Origin of the sequence: Synechococcus sp. KORDI-100, from assembly GCF_000737535.1 — a bacterium.
In the GTDB taxonomy this organism is placed as follows: Bacteria; Cyanobacteriota; Cyanobacteriia; order PCC-6307; family Cyanobiaceae; genus Parasynechococcus.
Genome location: NZ_CP006269.1, coordinates 2,220,251 through 2,235,215, shown reverse-complemented (window position 1 = coordinate 2,235,215; position 14,965 = coordinate 2,220,251). Strand labels below are relative to the sequence as shown.

At 57.2% G+C, this 14,965-nt stretch carries 11 protein-coding genes; 3 read left to right on the top strand and 8 right to left on the bottom strand.

From position 1 onward, the window contains the following. Positions 1–9: 9 nt before the first annotated feature. Complete coding sequence (locus KR100_RS15415; RefSeq protein ID WP_081858917.1) at positions 10–2,940, bottom strand: rhamnan synthesis F family protein; 2,931 nt, start codon at positions 2,938–2,940, stop codon at positions 10–12. Positions 2,941–3,020: 80 nt separating this feature from the next. On the opposite strand from KR100_RS15415, the gene KR100_RS11560 reads away from it, so the two are divergent. Continuing rightward, positions 3,021–3,827 carry a hypothetical protein gene (locus KR100_RS11560; RefSeq protein WP_156098082.1) on the top strand — a complete coding sequence of 269 codons (807 nt, stop codon included), beginning with the start codon at positions 3,021–3,023 and terminating at the stop codon, positions 3,825–3,827. Here KR100_RS11560 and KR100_RS11555 read toward each other — a convergent pair. Both KR100_RS11555 and KR100_RS11550 read right to left on the bottom strand, forming a co-directional pair. Continuing rightward, positions 3,803–5,911, bottom strand: a complete 2,109-nt coding sequence (locus KR100_RS11555; RefSeq protein ID WP_038546116.1) for a rhamnan synthesis F family protein — start codon at positions 5,909–5,911, stop codon at positions 3,803–3,805. The genes KR100_RS11560 and KR100_RS11555 overlap by 25 nt on opposite strands. Then, complete coding sequence (locus KR100_RS11550) at positions 5,911–6,606, bottom strand: hypothetical protein (RefSeq protein ID WP_162176531.1); 696 nt, start codon at positions 6,604–6,606, stop codon at positions 5,911–5,913. The genes KR100_RS11555 and KR100_RS11550 overlap by 1 nt, the downstream gene beginning before the upstream one ends. 54 nt (positions 6,607–6,660) lie before the next feature. On the opposite strand from KR100_RS11550, the gene KR100_RS11545 reads away from it, so the two are divergent. Further along, entirely contained in the window at positions 6,661–7,599 is a 939-nt protein-coding gene (locus tag KR100_RS11545) for a hypothetical protein (protein WP_038546107.1), read from the top strand. Between the two features lie 2 nt (positions 7,600–7,601). After that, positions 7,602–8,870 carry a sulfotransferase family protein gene (locus KR100_RS11540; RefSeq protein ID WP_156098081.1) on the top strand — a complete coding sequence of 423 codons (1,269 nt, stop codon included), beginning with the start codon at positions 7,602–7,604 and terminating at the stop codon, positions 8,868–8,870. Here KR100_RS11540 and KR100_RS11535 read toward each other — a convergent pair. From KR100_RS11535 to rfbA, 5 genes are read right to left on the bottom strand one after another with little or no spacing between them, the layout of a single operon-like run. Then, complete coding sequence (locus tag KR100_RS11535) at positions 8,842–11,406, bottom strand: glycosyltransferase (RefSeq protein WP_038546101.1); 2,565 nt, start codon at positions 11,404–11,406, stop codon at positions 8,842–8,844. The two genes, KR100_RS11540 and KR100_RS11535, sit on opposite strands and share 29 nt — an antisense overlap. A 14-nt stretch (positions 11,407–11,420) precedes the next feature. After that, entirely contained in the window at positions 11,421–12,551 is a 1,131-nt protein-coding gene (gene rfbB, locus KR100_RS11530) for a dTDP-glucose 4,6-dehydratase (protein ID WP_239420327.1), read from the bottom strand. Continuing rightward, positions 12,548–13,423, bottom strand: coding sequence for a dTDP-4-dehydrorhamnose reductase (gene rfbD, locus KR100_RS11525; protein ID WP_038546098.1), 876 nt, complete (start codon positions 13,421–13,423; stop codon positions 12,548–12,550). The genes rfbB and rfbD overlap by 4 nt, the downstream gene beginning before the upstream one ends. Next, entirely contained in the window at positions 13,420–14,010 is a 591-nt protein-coding gene (gene rfbC / locus KR100_RS11520) for a dTDP-4-dehydrorhamnose 3,5-epimerase (RefSeq protein ID WP_038546095.1), read from the bottom strand. Before rfbC ends, rfbD begins: the two co-directional genes overlap by 4 nt. Continuing rightward, positions 14,000–14,941 carry a glucose-1-phosphate thymidylyltransferase RfbA gene (rfbA, locus tag KR100_RS11515; protein ID WP_038546091.1) on the bottom strand — a complete coding sequence of 314 codons (942 nt, stop codon included), beginning with the start codon at positions 14,939–14,941 and terminating at the stop codon, positions 14,000–14,002. The genes rfbC and rfbA overlap by 11 nt, the downstream gene beginning before the upstream one ends. Positions 14,942–14,965 lie beyond the last annotated feature (24 nt).

The window sequence follows — 14,965 nt, the reverse complement described above, 5'->3', positions numbered from 1 at the left end:
TATCGATTTTCAGTCTGCTCGACTTATTTTCTCGACTTGACATTGAATGATCCTTGCCAGTTTGGGGTTTCTTGAATTAATCAGTTCAAACCAATTATCGATGTTTTGTTGGGTCGGATTGTCCCGTAGCAAGCTGACTTTGAGAAATGGAAAGTTTTGATCAATAATTAACGATCGCCAGGAGAAGTGAAGAATATTCCCGTTTGAGTGTCTGCTGTAGAGGCTTTCCAGCGTCATCCCGGCACTCATCATCCTCTTCGATAAGCCCACCTCCTGTTGTTTGACAAGATCGCGCTTTTGACTCCATGTATGGATGGATGACCAGAAGTCCGCAAATGCGGAGTGAGTGAATGCCGTTTTGCGGAAGGCGATCAATGATGATTGGAGGTGGTAGGAATACATCAGATCGTCTGTCAGCCCAACGACATCAGCAGGGCTGGCATTGAGTCGATTAAAAAGCTGTCCGAGGGGACTGATGGGCCCCCATAAACTGTCATTGGTGAGGATGACTTGTTCATAGTCCTCAAGCATTTGACTGCAAAATCTGATGCCTGTCATCCAGCTTCCGAAGTCGTAGCCATCATTTTCCCTGACGATCACAACTTGGCTCAGTGATTGCAGTTTTTTGAGCGTACGCGTCTGTTCTGCCAGTTGTGGAGTTGCCGCAATCACCACAAGATCTGCATGGCGTTGATAAGCTTTCAATAGAGGAATAATGTCATCTCTTATCATTCCGTCAGCGCTGTACTGGGCGAAGAACAGTAATGATTTCTTGCGTATGGAGTGTTTTCTCCCTCTTTGCCATGCATGAATAATTCGCTCTTTTGTGAGGGGTGGTGTTGGTTCTCGATCGATTTGTAGGCCATATGTTCGTGAATGAGAATGGATTGTCTGGCTGTAAAGAGGATCTCCATTGCGATAGAGATTGGTGTGTTCCTGTCTTAACAATCCTTGCTCCTTTTGTTGTCGTGCTAGATCCTCGCCGTGAAGATCTTTGCCTCGGCTCTTGCTCTCAAAATGAATGATTGTGGGATAAGGTGTGATTATTACGCTGTATCCAAGCTGGCGAAGTCTTAAGCACAAATCAACATCGTTGAAGGTTACTGCAAAGGATTCGTTGAAGCCATTGAGTTCATCGAAAATCTCCGTTTTGATCATCAGACATGCTGCTGATGCGGCGCTGAATTCTTCCTCGACCAGTAAAGGAGTCAAGCGATTCAGAATCGCCGGATGATCGATGGTCTTTCCTGGCTCGAGCAGTGCGCGTCGTTCACCTCGAACAATAACAACGCCGTTGTGCTGGATGCTGTGGTCCGGGTAGCGCAGCTGGCTCCCAACGGCGCCCACGCTCCGACATGCGAATGGAGCCATCAACTGGCTGAGGACCTCTGGTGATTGGAAGACAATGTCGTTGTTTAGAAACAGCAGGTAGTCTCCATGGCAGCTTTTTCGGGCGACATTGTTAATCTTCGCAAAGTTGAAGTCCGAATCAAAGTCGATAATTCTGATGTCTTCTATGTGCTTCAGATTGTTGACCCATTTGTTGGTTTTATCCTCTAAGCTTTGATTGTTGACGAGGATAATCTCGTATTTGATTGAACCGGCATTGGCTCTGATTGAAGCGAGGCATTGCCCTGTCAGTGTTGCTTGATCCCTGAATGGAATGATGATGGAAACAAGAGGATGATTGACAGGCTCATAGATCAATCTCTGGCATCCAGGGATCTCGGGATGGGGTTCCAGGTTCCCTCCTTCCCGAAGAAAGATGTGGCCATGTTTTGTGCAAATCCGATGGATTGCATCCACTTGTTCCGGAGTGAAAAGCTGCCGTTCGGCCGGCGAGGCAATATCCAGGACGGAGGGATTCTGCTTCGGACAGCGGATCAGCAAGGGTTGGCTGCAATGGCCGCTGCGTTGATGTCCAGCCATCAGCTGCAGCGCCAGTACAAGCACAAGTTCGTGCATGCAGCTTGCAGACGGCGGGCAGTGGATCGTCTTCAGGTGGCCAGCGGGAATTGTGATCAGGCCTCCCAGACCTCCGCGTGTCATCAACCTTGGAATCTGGGCGTTGACACGGCACTGACGATTGCCGTACTGGCTTGGATTCGATGGATTCCAGGCAATCCATTCATCGCTGCTGCAAAGACTGATTCCTGCTTGTTGATGCCACGCGTGCATCAGCTGATCGAAAGCATCGTGCACAAGTTGATCGCTGACATGACAGAAACTCACGGGAGTTTCAGGGTGAAATCCAGCAATGGTTTGAAACAGGTTCGCCAGGTCGTCCATCGGCGCTGTCAGGACCTGGTCCCAGCCCCTGCTGCGACCCATCCGGCAGGCCTCAGCCCGTTGACCATCGATCACCACCAGCCAGGGTTGCTGGATCGTGCACATCAGGGGGATCCTGTCCTGGTCCCTGGCGGCAGGACGGTAGAGATCGAGGCAAGCGGCAACGGCCTCACCGCGACGGAAGCCATCCCGCCCATGAAGGCTCAGATGGGCCAAGGCGCTCAACAGCTTTTGACGGCACAGGGCTCGTTGCGGCTGACGCAGTTCGGCGGCGTAGGCGTCGATGGCCAGGGCCGGCAGGTCGTCGTACAGCGGAATCTCACCACGAAGGATGCGATTGAGGACCCCGCTGCTGATCAACTGTTCAGGGGATGTCAGGCATGGATGGGCTGCGAGCAACGCTTCCCCATGCAGTCCGCTTGCTTCGGGTGTCCAGGTCTCAGGAGAGACAAGTAACTCAGGCGGCAGAAGCTGGGGATGGAGGAACCGCTGGTCGAGGTCTGGATGCCTTGGCTTGAGTGCCGCGCGGACCTCTGCCGCGTCCAACTGTTCGCGGCGGTAACGCCTCAGAAGCCTGATCAATGGACCGTGCTGGCCCTGCTCCTTGCTGAGGTTCAGCGCGCTCTGCAGGCGATCAGCTCCGCGTTGCATCTGTCATTGCGCTTGGCTGACACGCTAAGACCGCTCTCCCGCCTGCTCGTACGCTTTCTCCGGTTCCGATCGGATCGGGGATGGCATCAACCGCATTGCGACGGAAACCCTTGTTGCTCTGCTGCAGCAAAGAGAACTGGACGCCGCGATTTCTGCAGCATCCTCCGGCAGAGGGAGAGTCCAGTCTGGATCTGCTGGTGCGCGAGCTCGAATCGCTCCGGGCGGAAGGACGATCCGACCTTGCTGAGCGTCTGGTCAAGGCCGCTGCCAAGCAGGGTGTCGCTGATCCACGCCTGAGTCCTGGCTCAGCGCGTTCCGGACAGACCCTTGATGCCGTCGCCGCCGCTGATCTGCTCAAGGATCTGCTCCAGGTCTGTTCGAAGGCAGGTTGTTCGGGTGAGGCCCTGTCTGCAGCGGAAGGCCAGGATGGGGCTGCGCTGCAACGGGCCTGCATCCGAGAGATGCAGAATCTGCGCCAGAAGGGACATCAACGCACCGTGGTGGCCCTGGGACGTCGGGCGTTGCGCGCTGGCCTGGATCATCCCCGGCTTCGAAACAATCTGATCCGATCGGAGCGACTGCTCTGGCGGGACACGTTGATGGACAAGGTGGATGGCCTTCTGGCAGGCAAGCGATCCGCAAAAGACAAGGCCGAGCAGCTGATGCTGGAGGCGATCACGGAGGATCCAGACTTTCGCAGTTGCCGAGTCCGTCTGGAGCAACGCCTCAAGGAACGCCTGGACCGAGGGAAAACCGATCCCTTCCGCAAGGAGCTTCTCGATCTACGGGTGTCGATGGAACTCAGCCGACGACGACTCGAGCTCCTGGAGCAACGCTGCGGTGATGGGACCGATCCCGCGCTTCAACAGGAGGATGCATCGGCGTGATGGGCGTGCACGGGGTGATGCCGTTGCGGCAGATAGGACAGCAGTCGTTCATAGGCATGGGCCAGGGAGCCATCAGAGGCATGACCCATCTCAAAGTCATCGGAGGCTGGCAACGGAACGGCGGCCAGGTCCGGAAGCAACATCCTGCTGCGGGCCCAGAACATCGTTCCCCTGACGAAGGGCCTGTCTGGATCGTGAGGCAGGTTGTGACGTTTTAGGAGGCTGGTGACGAGCTCATCGTTGGAGCCTTCGTGTTGATCACGTCGGCTGCGTGTCATTAGGAACGTCTTTGGAGCCAGAAGACCGAGATCCGGTGTGTCTGCGAAGGTCTTCAGGATGCTGTTCACGTTGCATCGATCCCCAAGCAGGCCTTCCAGCAAGCCCTGGCGCCACCGCCGCCCTTTGCGGGCGCCGGAAACACGCAGGGACTTTTTCATGTGGATCTTGAGCAGGAGATCAGTGCTTGGTGCTTGGTTCTTCAGCAGGTCACGGACGACCTCAAAAAAGGGCCCGATGTCCATCCCCCTGTTCGAAACCGGCAGGAGCTGGACATACCTGAATCTCTCCTTGAGCATCGACTGCAATTTGTGGATGGACTCCGGGGAAACCTTGTGGATGGGGAGTGTGATGTAGAGATCAGTTCGCGGACCCCCTACGGCTTCAAGTTGACGCAGAAGTTCAAAGCCAAGATCGGTGTAATACAGATGCGCGATCACGGCGATTGTTGGCTCTTGTGGTTGATCAACGGTCTCTTTGATTGATAGGGATGTCAGCAGTGGATCGTGAAGTCTGTTCAGAAAAGCCTCCAGTCCCAATGTTCGGGCGATGGCATTGCGCTGTTGCAATGTCGGCGCTGGTTCATGAACCAGCTGTCGCAATTGAGGGGCCACACAATCAAGCCTGTGTTCCTCATACACAAGAACACCTTGCCTGCCTTCCATGACATCGATGAGCCCAGTACTCCGAGGTAACAGAAGTTTGCAGCCATTCAGATAAGCCTCCACGGCAGCAAGAGGGAATGTGTCTTCCAGAGATGACAGAAAAAAGATGTCGGACTGGCGCATCAATGTCTGCAGAGGCCCCTGCTGAAGATGTCCGTGATGGATCACCGCTGGAGAAGGTGAAATCGTTCGCTCGCGTCTTTGTCCGGCCCAGTGAAATTCAAATCCTTCTGAACGCATGGCCTCAGCACAGGTGTTGAAAAAAGCAATCCCCTTGCGCTCTTTCACTGTTCCACTCATCAGAATTTGTCCTGCACGCCTGCCGGAACGTGATTGTCGTGCGGTCGCTGTCAGCGGCGAACAACGCAGGGTTGGGTTGTGAATGATGGTCTGGCTTCGTGGACATCCATAGGCTGCGAAATCGTCAATCTGTCTGTCGCAACAGAGAAGGACATTCAACGAGGGCAAGATGGCGCGAATGCGTTGTTTCTGGTCCTCGGGCAAACGGTCAAGAATCCAACGGGTTTCGTGCAGATATCCATGAACGGGTCGTTGTTGTGTTCGCCGTTTCACGGCATCGGCGAGGTGAATCACATTGCAGATCTGCTGCAAGCCATTGATCACAACGATGTCGTGGTTCTCCAGCAGGTCGTCAATTGTTTTCGGACTGGCATCCACCTTGAGCTGCACTGAACAGAGACGAATGCCGCCGAGGTGATACAGAAAGTTCAGGTAATGGGAGATCGGTCGGAACACCCCGGTGCTGAGGCTGAAGTTGTTGCCAAGGACAAGCAGGGTCTGCAGCTTCGTTGAGATTGTGTTGAGGGATGCGTGGCCCCACTGCCGAGCAAGGCACTCCTCTAGCTCGGCATTCATGTACCAGTCATGCTGCGATCCCAGCCGCTGGCGCTCAATTGGGGATGTCTCGTCCCGGGTCGTTGAGAGCTGCTCGTGGTGATAGTGGGCTGGAGACAGGACGACACCCAGTCGCTCCAGTCGCTCCCGCTCATGGGCGATCAGGTTCTCAAATTCGCCCTTCGAGGCATGGGCTTGCTCGATGGCATCGAGCTGAAGCTTTGCCCTGTGAAAGTCAGCGTCGGCCAGATGCTGTCGGTAGACCTGCAGCAATGGCGTTTCAGCCATCAGTTTTGGTCGGCGGCCTTGCGGTCACCAGCCAGCTCAAGAGTGCGCTCGAGCATGGATTGTTGTTCGCTGAGCATCGCGTGTTGTTCCCGGCTCAGAAGCACATAGTGCTCAAGGTCCTGTTCCAGCCGTCTCAGGCGTTGGTCATCGGATTCCCAGCCGTCGTTGGACCGCCGCGATGAACACCAGCTCTGCAGCAGTTCATCGGGATCGTGGGGTTGACGCACGCGTTGCATCAAGTCGCTGTCGGCCTGCGTGCCAAACAGTTCGGCATGCAGTTCGAGGTCCTGGTAGGCACTGATCAATTCGGGCTGTGCCCTCAGCAGCTCAACAAGGACCAGTCGAGCCAGCGGCGAGATCCACGGCAGCTCACTGATGCTTCCGGGTGTGGTTGTTCCGTCGAGCCAAGTGACCAGCCTGTCTCTGTCGAGGCCCTCCAGACGCCAGTCAGAGACAAGGGTTCCGTGTTCGCGATGCGACAGAAGTTGCTGATAACCCTTGAGCATCATTCTGATGCGCAGAGGTTTCGCGTCACTGTTCCGCCAGTGTTCCAGCAGCGTTACGGGGTGTCGGTAGATCAGGAGCAGGGCTCCGTTGGCCTTGGCTGGATCACCCTTGTGACGTTGCAGACCGCAGGCCTCAAGCTGCTTCTGAAGCCCTGGACTCAGGGGGAAGGGAGAGGACCAGTTGCTCACCGGGAGTCCCACATGGCGTGAAAACCTTAAGTTGGCTCCGCGTCAGTCCTTTGGATGAACCCAGCCAAACATTTCCATGTGCATCTGGGCGCTCCTGAATTCGTCGATCACCTTCCTGACGGCCCGACCCTGGTGATCGACCCCGATCAGGCAAGCCTCGATCGTCTGCAAGCGGATCTCCAGCATCGCGACTTTCCTTTTCCCTGCCGATTCCACTGCGCCGTGGTTTCGGTCGCTGCGGGGCAGAAGCTGGAGTGGTATTCGTTCAATGACCGCCGCTTCGATGGCTCCCTCGCTTTGGAGTGTTGGTCTGGACGGCCTCCCAACCTGCTCTGTCTGCAACAACAGACGCTTCACGGCAGGGCCTTGCATGACTTGATCGAGACGGCTGATCTCCCCCTGGAGGAGCATCAGACGGGGTGTTTGGTGGTGCGACAAGGAGATCCAACGGCGGCGCTTGCCAGTGCCGGCGACTGGATGGAACGTCTCCAGATCATCGAACTGAGGAGCCCCGCTGCAGCCCTGAACTGGGCTTCAGTCCTGCGCGGACAGCTCGAGCCGCTGGGATTTCGTCCCTCGGATCGAGACATGCTCTGGCAACGCCCGGGGGTGCTGATGCTGCGTTTTCTGCTCGAGCGTCTCCAGAAACAACGGGAACAATTGGTCCTGGAACGGGACGAACAGATGCAGGGCCGTCAGGTCATGGCACAGCAAGTTATAGAAGTTATGCAACAACTTCAGGACGTTCTTTTGGAGCGCGACGAGCTCAAACAACATCTTGAGGATGTGCCGGTTCAGATGAGAGACATGAAGGCAAAGATGGAACAGGCCCACCGTCTGGAGCTTGAGCGGCTCCAGACCCGCTGGGACCGTCGTGAGTCTGAATTGCAGCTTCAGGCTCTTCAACAGGAATCATTCGTCGCCACGTCCTCAGCTCAGCTCACGCTCCTTACGGATCTGTTGGCCCGCTGGGGGACGGAACGGAGCGATTGACCGTGGAGACCACAGAGGTTGTTGAGCTCCTGGAGCAGCTGCTGAGCGGTTTCTGGAATCCGCGTTGGCAGCCGCAAGCTGGACTCCGTGCAGACGAGAAGGCCTTGTTTGAGGCACTTGTGGCACTGCCGCCACCGATGGATGCCAGGTTCATCGCAGACACCGGTTGGGTTGGGCCACAAAACGGGCAGCTCAAGCTGGGCCTGCTGCTGTTCCGCGAGCATCTGCAGATGGCTTGTCGCTGTCTGCTTCTGGATCTTGCCCAGCAGGCCAATCAACACATCGATCAGGCCTTGTCGCAGCTGTTGATGGTCTGCCGCGTTGTCGGTCACGGCCTTTCGGAGGACCGTGTCAGTCGCTTGCGCGCCCATGTGATGTCCAAGCTGCCATCGGTGCTCCAGGTTCAGACCGATTGGTATCGAGCGATCCGTTTCGGAGGCTTGCCATCACGGCTCACCTTTGTGCTGGGAATGCATCGCAGCGGTACGTCCGCCCTGACCGGAATGCTGGCGAAGGCAGGTCTCGATGTCCCGGATGACCTGATGGATCGTCCGGATGACGCGATCAATCTCAAGGGCTACTGGGAGTCGGAAGGACTGATGCAGGTGAATGATCGACTCTTTGACCAGCTCGGACGCCACTGGTCATCCAGTGATCGTTTGCCATCCGGCTGGGCTCAGACACCGGAAGCGGCGCGTTGGCAACGGCTGCTGATCGCTCAGCTCACAACAACGTGCCAGGGCACGCTGCATCCGGTGATCAAGGACCCAAGACTCTGCGTGCTGATCGAAGGCCTGCGGCCGCTGATGCATGCAGCGGCCGCACAACTCTCGTTTCTGATCCCGGTGCGTCATCCCCTGGCTGTGGCGCGTTCTCTGCGAAATGCCCAGGGGACAAGCCTTGAGCGTGGTCTTGCCCTGTGGATCGCCCACGTGTGTGAGGCCGAACGTCAAACGCGGGATCAGAACCGACTGATCATTGATTTCGATGATCTGATCCTGCGCCCCGACGCTGTTCTGTTGCGCTGTCGGCGCTTGCTGTTCGAACCGCATACAGACGATCCGCTTGAAAAAGAAGCGGCCAAATTCATTGATCCCAAGATGCAACGGCAAACTGGGCAGGAGGATGCGCAGGATCTCACATCGAACGAAAAAGACTTACTTTCTTTTGCTTTAAATGTGCGTGAATGTCTCGTGACCTCGCCACAGGATGATGCCGATTTGCATCAACGTCTTGACGACATCATGCCAAGGGATGTGACCAGTAGTTGAAGCTGTTGGTGTGGTTGAAACGGCGATCGCTGCTGCGCGGTTGATACGGGATGAAGCTGGATGTATGGCTGTGATATGGCAGATCGAAGCTCTTCAGCATTGAGATCAATCGCTGAACCAAGGACGATGAACTGAAATGGTCATCAATAAACTGCCGGCCAATGTCGGCTCGATGCTGTTGTTCGTCCTGACTGAGATCGAAATAAGCCAGAATCTCTGCGGCGAATGCCTCAGCACTGTCGGCCTGGGCGAGGGCATCACAGCGGCGTTCGTCATGGATGATTCCTTCAGCGCCAATGCTGGTCGTCACCATCGGCAGTCCGTGTGCAAGAGCACTGAGAACTTTTCCTTTGACGCCTGCACCCTCGAGCAAAGGTGCAACGCCTAATCCGACGGAGTTCAGAAGTTCACTGAGATCTTCCACGTATCCAAGAATCTCAACCGATGCGTCGGTTTTGAGTTCGATCGGGGGACTTTTGCCGGCAATCAGCAGCTGCAGATCTGGACGTTGGGCTTTCACCAAAGGCCAGATTGTCTCGACAAGCCAAAGTGCCGCTGTGACGTTCGGCGCGTGGGCAAAGTTGCCCACAAACAGAACGGATGTTGCCTTGTCACGCTGATGTTGACAGCGAAGCTGTGATGGGGCAGATACAACCGGATGTAACACCACCGAGGCGTGGGGGTGAAGGGTTTGGGCGAGAGCATCCTCCGCTTCGCTGATATGGAGAACAAGGTCGACACGTCCAAAAATCTCCGTTTCGAGCGCTTTGAGGCGATCAGATTTTCTGAGGATGCCGCGCTGTTCCTTGGGATCGCTGAGGTTGTCTGCTGTTCTCCGAGTACGCAGAAAATGCAAATCGTGGGTGAAATAGGCGATAGGCGTCCCCGGCGATCCTTGTTTCAAGGTCGCAAGGTGTCGAATATTCCCGGGCCTTGCGATCAGGATCAGGTCAAATTGCCGTTGATCTTTTTTAAAAACATCATCCAGGGATTCGATCTGAGGATGTGCAAGGACGTTGATGCCTCTTGAGCCCATGAGAAGAGCTTTGTCATCCATTCGGCAAAGGTTATCCATCGGTACATAACTGATGGCATAGCCAAGCTCCTGGAGGGCGAGGCAGTAATTCATCATGAACAGTGACCCTGCATCACCTTCAGGATCAAGAAGAAGATTCTCTATCACCAGAATATTGCCGAGACTGCCGCGATTTTTGGCTAAGGCAAGGTTCTGACCATTGACCTGGTGTAATCCAAGCCGATCTCTCCATTTATCAAGGAATTTCAATTGATTGGCTGTTTGATAAGCCTTGATTCCCTGCCCCAGATCTGTTCCGTTGGAAATACCTTCGTGGTGAATGGCTTGAGAGGTTGGCTGAAAAACAACTATCAGTCCTTGTTCTCGGATCGTGAGGGCCAGATCGGTGTCTTCGTAGTAGGCCGGCACATAGCGACGATCAAATCCTCCGATCGCGTCCCAGAGGGAACGCTCCACCATGATCGAGGCCCCACTGATGTAATCCGCGCTTCTGGCGTAGTTGAACTCAGGGTCAGTCGGCTTTTTCAGTCGTCCGTAGTTCCAGGCTGACCCATCGCGCCAGACAATCCCTCCGGCTTCCTGCAGCCGTCCGTCCGGGTAGATGAGTTTGGATCCCGCCAGGCCGACATTCTGCTGCTGCTGAAAGGTTTCAATCAGTCCGAGCAGCCATCCGGGCAACACCTCGATGTCGTTGTTCAGGAGAACGATGAAACTCTCGGACCGGCTGGTGGAGACCGCCTGATTGCAACTCTCGAGAAACCCCAGATTGCTGTCATTCACTGCAAAATCCAGGCAGCCCTGATCAGCCAGTTGCTGGAGAACGACGTGACCGTCCTGCTGTGGATGGGCATCGTCCACAACCTTGATCCGTACGTCGAAATGGTTGAGGAGGTGCTGGCGACTGATCAGCAGATCCCTCAGGACCGAGGCGATGCAGCGAAGTGTGAAGGCCGGTTGGCCATAGGTCGGGATGATGATGTCGACGGCCTTGCCGACAGGGTGTTCCACGAGGTTGAGGACTTTGGCCGCCTCGTAAAGGCCACGGCATGAACGCGCCAGGTCGACGATCGACTGGCACTGCACCATCGAATCGGACGCTCTGCAGTTCAGTTCAAACTCGGCATCGGGTTGCGTCAGATGATTGAGGTAGATGGTGTGCAGATTGGTGACGAGTTCACTGGTGCTCCATTCGTTGTTGAGGCGCAGTGCGGCACAGCTCTGCGGTGTGTTCACACGAGAACTGCGCTGAAACAGCCAATGGCTCAGGTCCAGAAGCGTGATGGCCTCCGTCAGTTCCGTGCGGAATGACAAGCGCTCTTCGACGCTGTCCGTTGAGCCCAGCAACTCGAACGTGTAGTCGGAGGGAGAGCCTGCCAGCGTGATGCTCCCTTCACCGAAGGGCAGGAAGACCATCGATGTGGCCCCCGCCTGGCTGATGCGCAGAGGCTGGTACGGCGCACAGCTGATCGGTTCGTTGAGCCTGATCTGGAAGTAATGCATGCTGCCGGGCCCGTTCACGTGACGCTCCCCAGCCGTCCTCCGTCGTACTGGGCTCGCTCGCGAACCTTCCGGCACCAGTCCTGATGCTCGAGATACCAGCGCACCGTCTGTTGAAGGCCGCTGCTGAAATCGTGACGGGGATACCAGCCGAGTTCCGTTGAGATCCGCGTTGGATCAATGGCATAGCGCCTGTCGTGACCAGGCCTGTCGCGGACGCTGCGGATCAGATCTGCGTGTGGGTGATGCTTGCCATGCGCAGCATCGAGCTCGGCACAAATCGCATCGACCACCTCGCGATTGTTGCGCTCGCCATGGCCACCGACGCAGTAACTGCGACCGGAACGCCCTCGACAGGCGGCCAGCAGCAGGGCATCCACGTGGTCGTCCACGTACAGCCAGTCACGGACGTTGAGGCCATCCCCATAAAGAGGAATCTCCTCACCGGCCGCCGCCTTGAGGGTCACCACTGGGATCAGCTTTTCCGGAAATTGCCAGGGCCCGTAATTGTTGGAGCAATTGGTCAGGACAACCGGAAGGTCGAAGGTGTGATGCCAGGCGCTCACAAGATGATCACTGGCTGCTTTGCTGGCGGAGTAGGGACTGCGGGGGGCATAGGGGGTTGTCTCTGAGAATCGTCCATCGGCACGAAGGGAACCGAAGACTTCGTCCGTGCTGATGTGGTGAAGCCGAAAACCGGAACGTCGCCCTTCAGGAAGAGATGCGTAGTGGCTGCGGACGGCCTGCAGCAGATGAAAGGTCCCGTTGACATTGCTGTTGATGAAGGCGTCGGGGCCTGAGATCGATCGATCCACGTGGCTTTCCGCCGCTAGGTGCATCACCAGATCGGGATCGGCACGGTCCACAGCGGCCTGAACTGCCGCTCCGTCGCAGAGGTCAACCTGCAGCAGTTGATGTCGCGTCTCTGCCTCTGATCCCAGGCTGTCGAGCAGCTGCCGAATGCTGGTGAGATCACTGGCGTAGCCCATCTTGTCGAGGTTGAAGACCAGTGCATCGCTGTCCGCCAGCAGGCGACGGACGACGGCGCTGCCAATGAAGCCAGCACCACCGGTCACCAGCACACGCTGTCTGGTTCCCAGCAACTCCCGGGTTGAGGGCATCGGGTGGTCGTGTGGAGCTGTCGTCATCTCGGGATGGCGCTCAAGACATCACGGAGAGCACTGCGCCAGTGTTGCCCCTCCAGGTCGAGGGCCCTGCGAGTGCCCGTGCAGTCGAGCAGCGAGTAGCTCGGGCGTCGAGCTGGTGTCGGGTAGTCCTCGGTGCTGATCGGCTGAACGCGGGCGGGTTTCTGGAGGAGGCCCAGTTCAGCTCCAAGCTCACCGATCGCAACGGCAACGTCGTACCAGCTTGCTGCACCGGCATCGCTCCAGTGCATCAGCGCAGGCAATGGCTTGGTCCCGGTGATGGCTCGCCAGCAGGCTGCGGCCAGGGTCTGGGTGCTGGTGGGGCATCCCACCTGATCGGCGACGACACGGAGCTCCTCTCTCTCCTGATGGAGACGAAGCATGGTGAGAGCGAAATTGCGCCCATTGGGACCCATCACCCAGCTGGTGCGAAGAATCACCCCCTGGTCTCCGCCTCCCAGGACCTCTTGCACGGCTTCCTCTCCTTTCGCCTTGCTCAGCCCATAAACGCCCAGGGGCTGACGGGGCTGGTCAACCCTGCAGGGAGTTCCCTGGCTGCCGTTGAAGACGAAATCCGTGCTGATCTGGAGCAGACGCCCCCCTGAATCCATCAGCTCTTCGGCAAAGGCGTGAGGCGCCTCGGCATTCACAGCCATTGCCAGTTCAGGCTCTGATTCAGCCTTGTCGACGGCGGTGTAGGCCCCGGCATTCACGACCCAATCCGGTTGATGCCGTTGGATCGCATCGCGACAGGCCGAGATGTCGGCCAGATCCAGTTCCCTGCGGCTGGTGGCAATTAGCTCAACGTCTGCGGGTCTGCCCGCCAGGAACGAGTGCCCAAGCTGCCCGGCAGCACCTGTCAACAACACCTTCATTGGAACGTGTCTCCAGAAGCGGTCGCGGCATCAAGGGAGGCTGCTTCAGCGTCCTTTGCGGAGAGGTTGACCTCGGCACTCTGCAGCCGCTCGAGCGGCCAGCTGATGGCCAGGGTGGGGTCATTCCAGTGAATCGCACGTTCGCAGTCGCGATTCCAGAAGCCTCTGGCCTTGTACTGCACTTCAGCCACTGGGCTGAGGGTGAGAAAGCCGTGGGCAAATCCTTCAGGAATCCAGAGCTGATGTGCATTCGCCTGGCTGAGCTCAGCTCCGACCCACAACCCGAAGGTCGGTGAATGTTGACGGATGTCGACAGCCACATCAAAGATCACGCCCTGGCTGGCTCGAACCAGCTTGGCCTGAGGCTCAGGGGGCAGCTGGTAGTGCAGCCCACGGAGCACGCCCTGCATGGAACGGGAGTGGTTGTCCTGAGAGAAGACCAGGGATTCGCCAACAGCAGCATCAAAGCGCTGCTGATTCCAACTCTCAAAAAACCAGCCCCGTTCATCGCCGAACACCCGCGGCTTGATCAGAAGCGGTCCTTCGATCGTCCGTCCATCGGTTGTTGTCAGCTGTTCAACGTCCACTGCTCACCTCCAGGCTGCTCTGCAGGGCAGCGTGATCGCTCACGTTTTCCTCCAGTAGCTGCCGCAGATACCTGCCATAACCGCTTTTCATCAAGGGTTGAGCAAGCGTCTCCAGCTGGCCGGCATCGATCCAGCCCTGGCGCCATGCCACCTCCTCCGGGCAGCCGACCTTCAGGCCCTGGCGATGTTCCAGGGTGCGGATGTAACTGCCGGCGTCGTTGAGCGAGTCGCAGGTTCCCGTGTCCAGCCAGGCCATGCCTCGGCCCATCAGTTCGACCCTCAGCAAGCCCTCCTCGAGGTACATCCGATTGAGATCGGTGATCTCAAGCTCGCCACGGTCCGACGGACAAACCCTGCGGGCCCTTGACACCACTGAGTTGTCGTAGAAATACAGGCCCGTGACGGCGTAACGACTCTTCGGTTTCTGAGGTTTTTCCTCGATGCTGAGCACTCTTCCGTTGGCATCGAATTCAACGACGCCGTAACGCTCTGGATCGCTCACCGGGTAGGCGAAGACCGAGGCCTCCTGATCGCGCTGGTCGCTGGAGACGAGCTGCGGAACGAGGTCGTGGCCATGGAACAGGTTGTCCCCGAGGACAAGGGCTGCCGGCGAATCGCCCAGGAAGCCGGCCCCGATCAAGAAGGCCTGGGCCAGACCGTCGGGACTCGGCTGGATCTCGTAGTGGATCTCCATCCCCCAGCGGCTGCCATCGCCCAGCAGACGTTCGAACGCCTCCTTGTCGTGGGGGGTGGTGATGATCAGCACCTCCCTGATTCCCGCCAGCATCAGCGTGCTGAGCGGGTAATAGATCATCGGTTTGTCATAAACCGGCAGCAGCTGTTTGCTGACGGCCTGGGTAATCGGGTGCAGTCTGGTGCCACTGCCCCCGGCGAGGATGATCCCCCTGCGGTTGCCGACTCCAGGCGTCATCCCTTTCCTGAAAAACGCTGTATT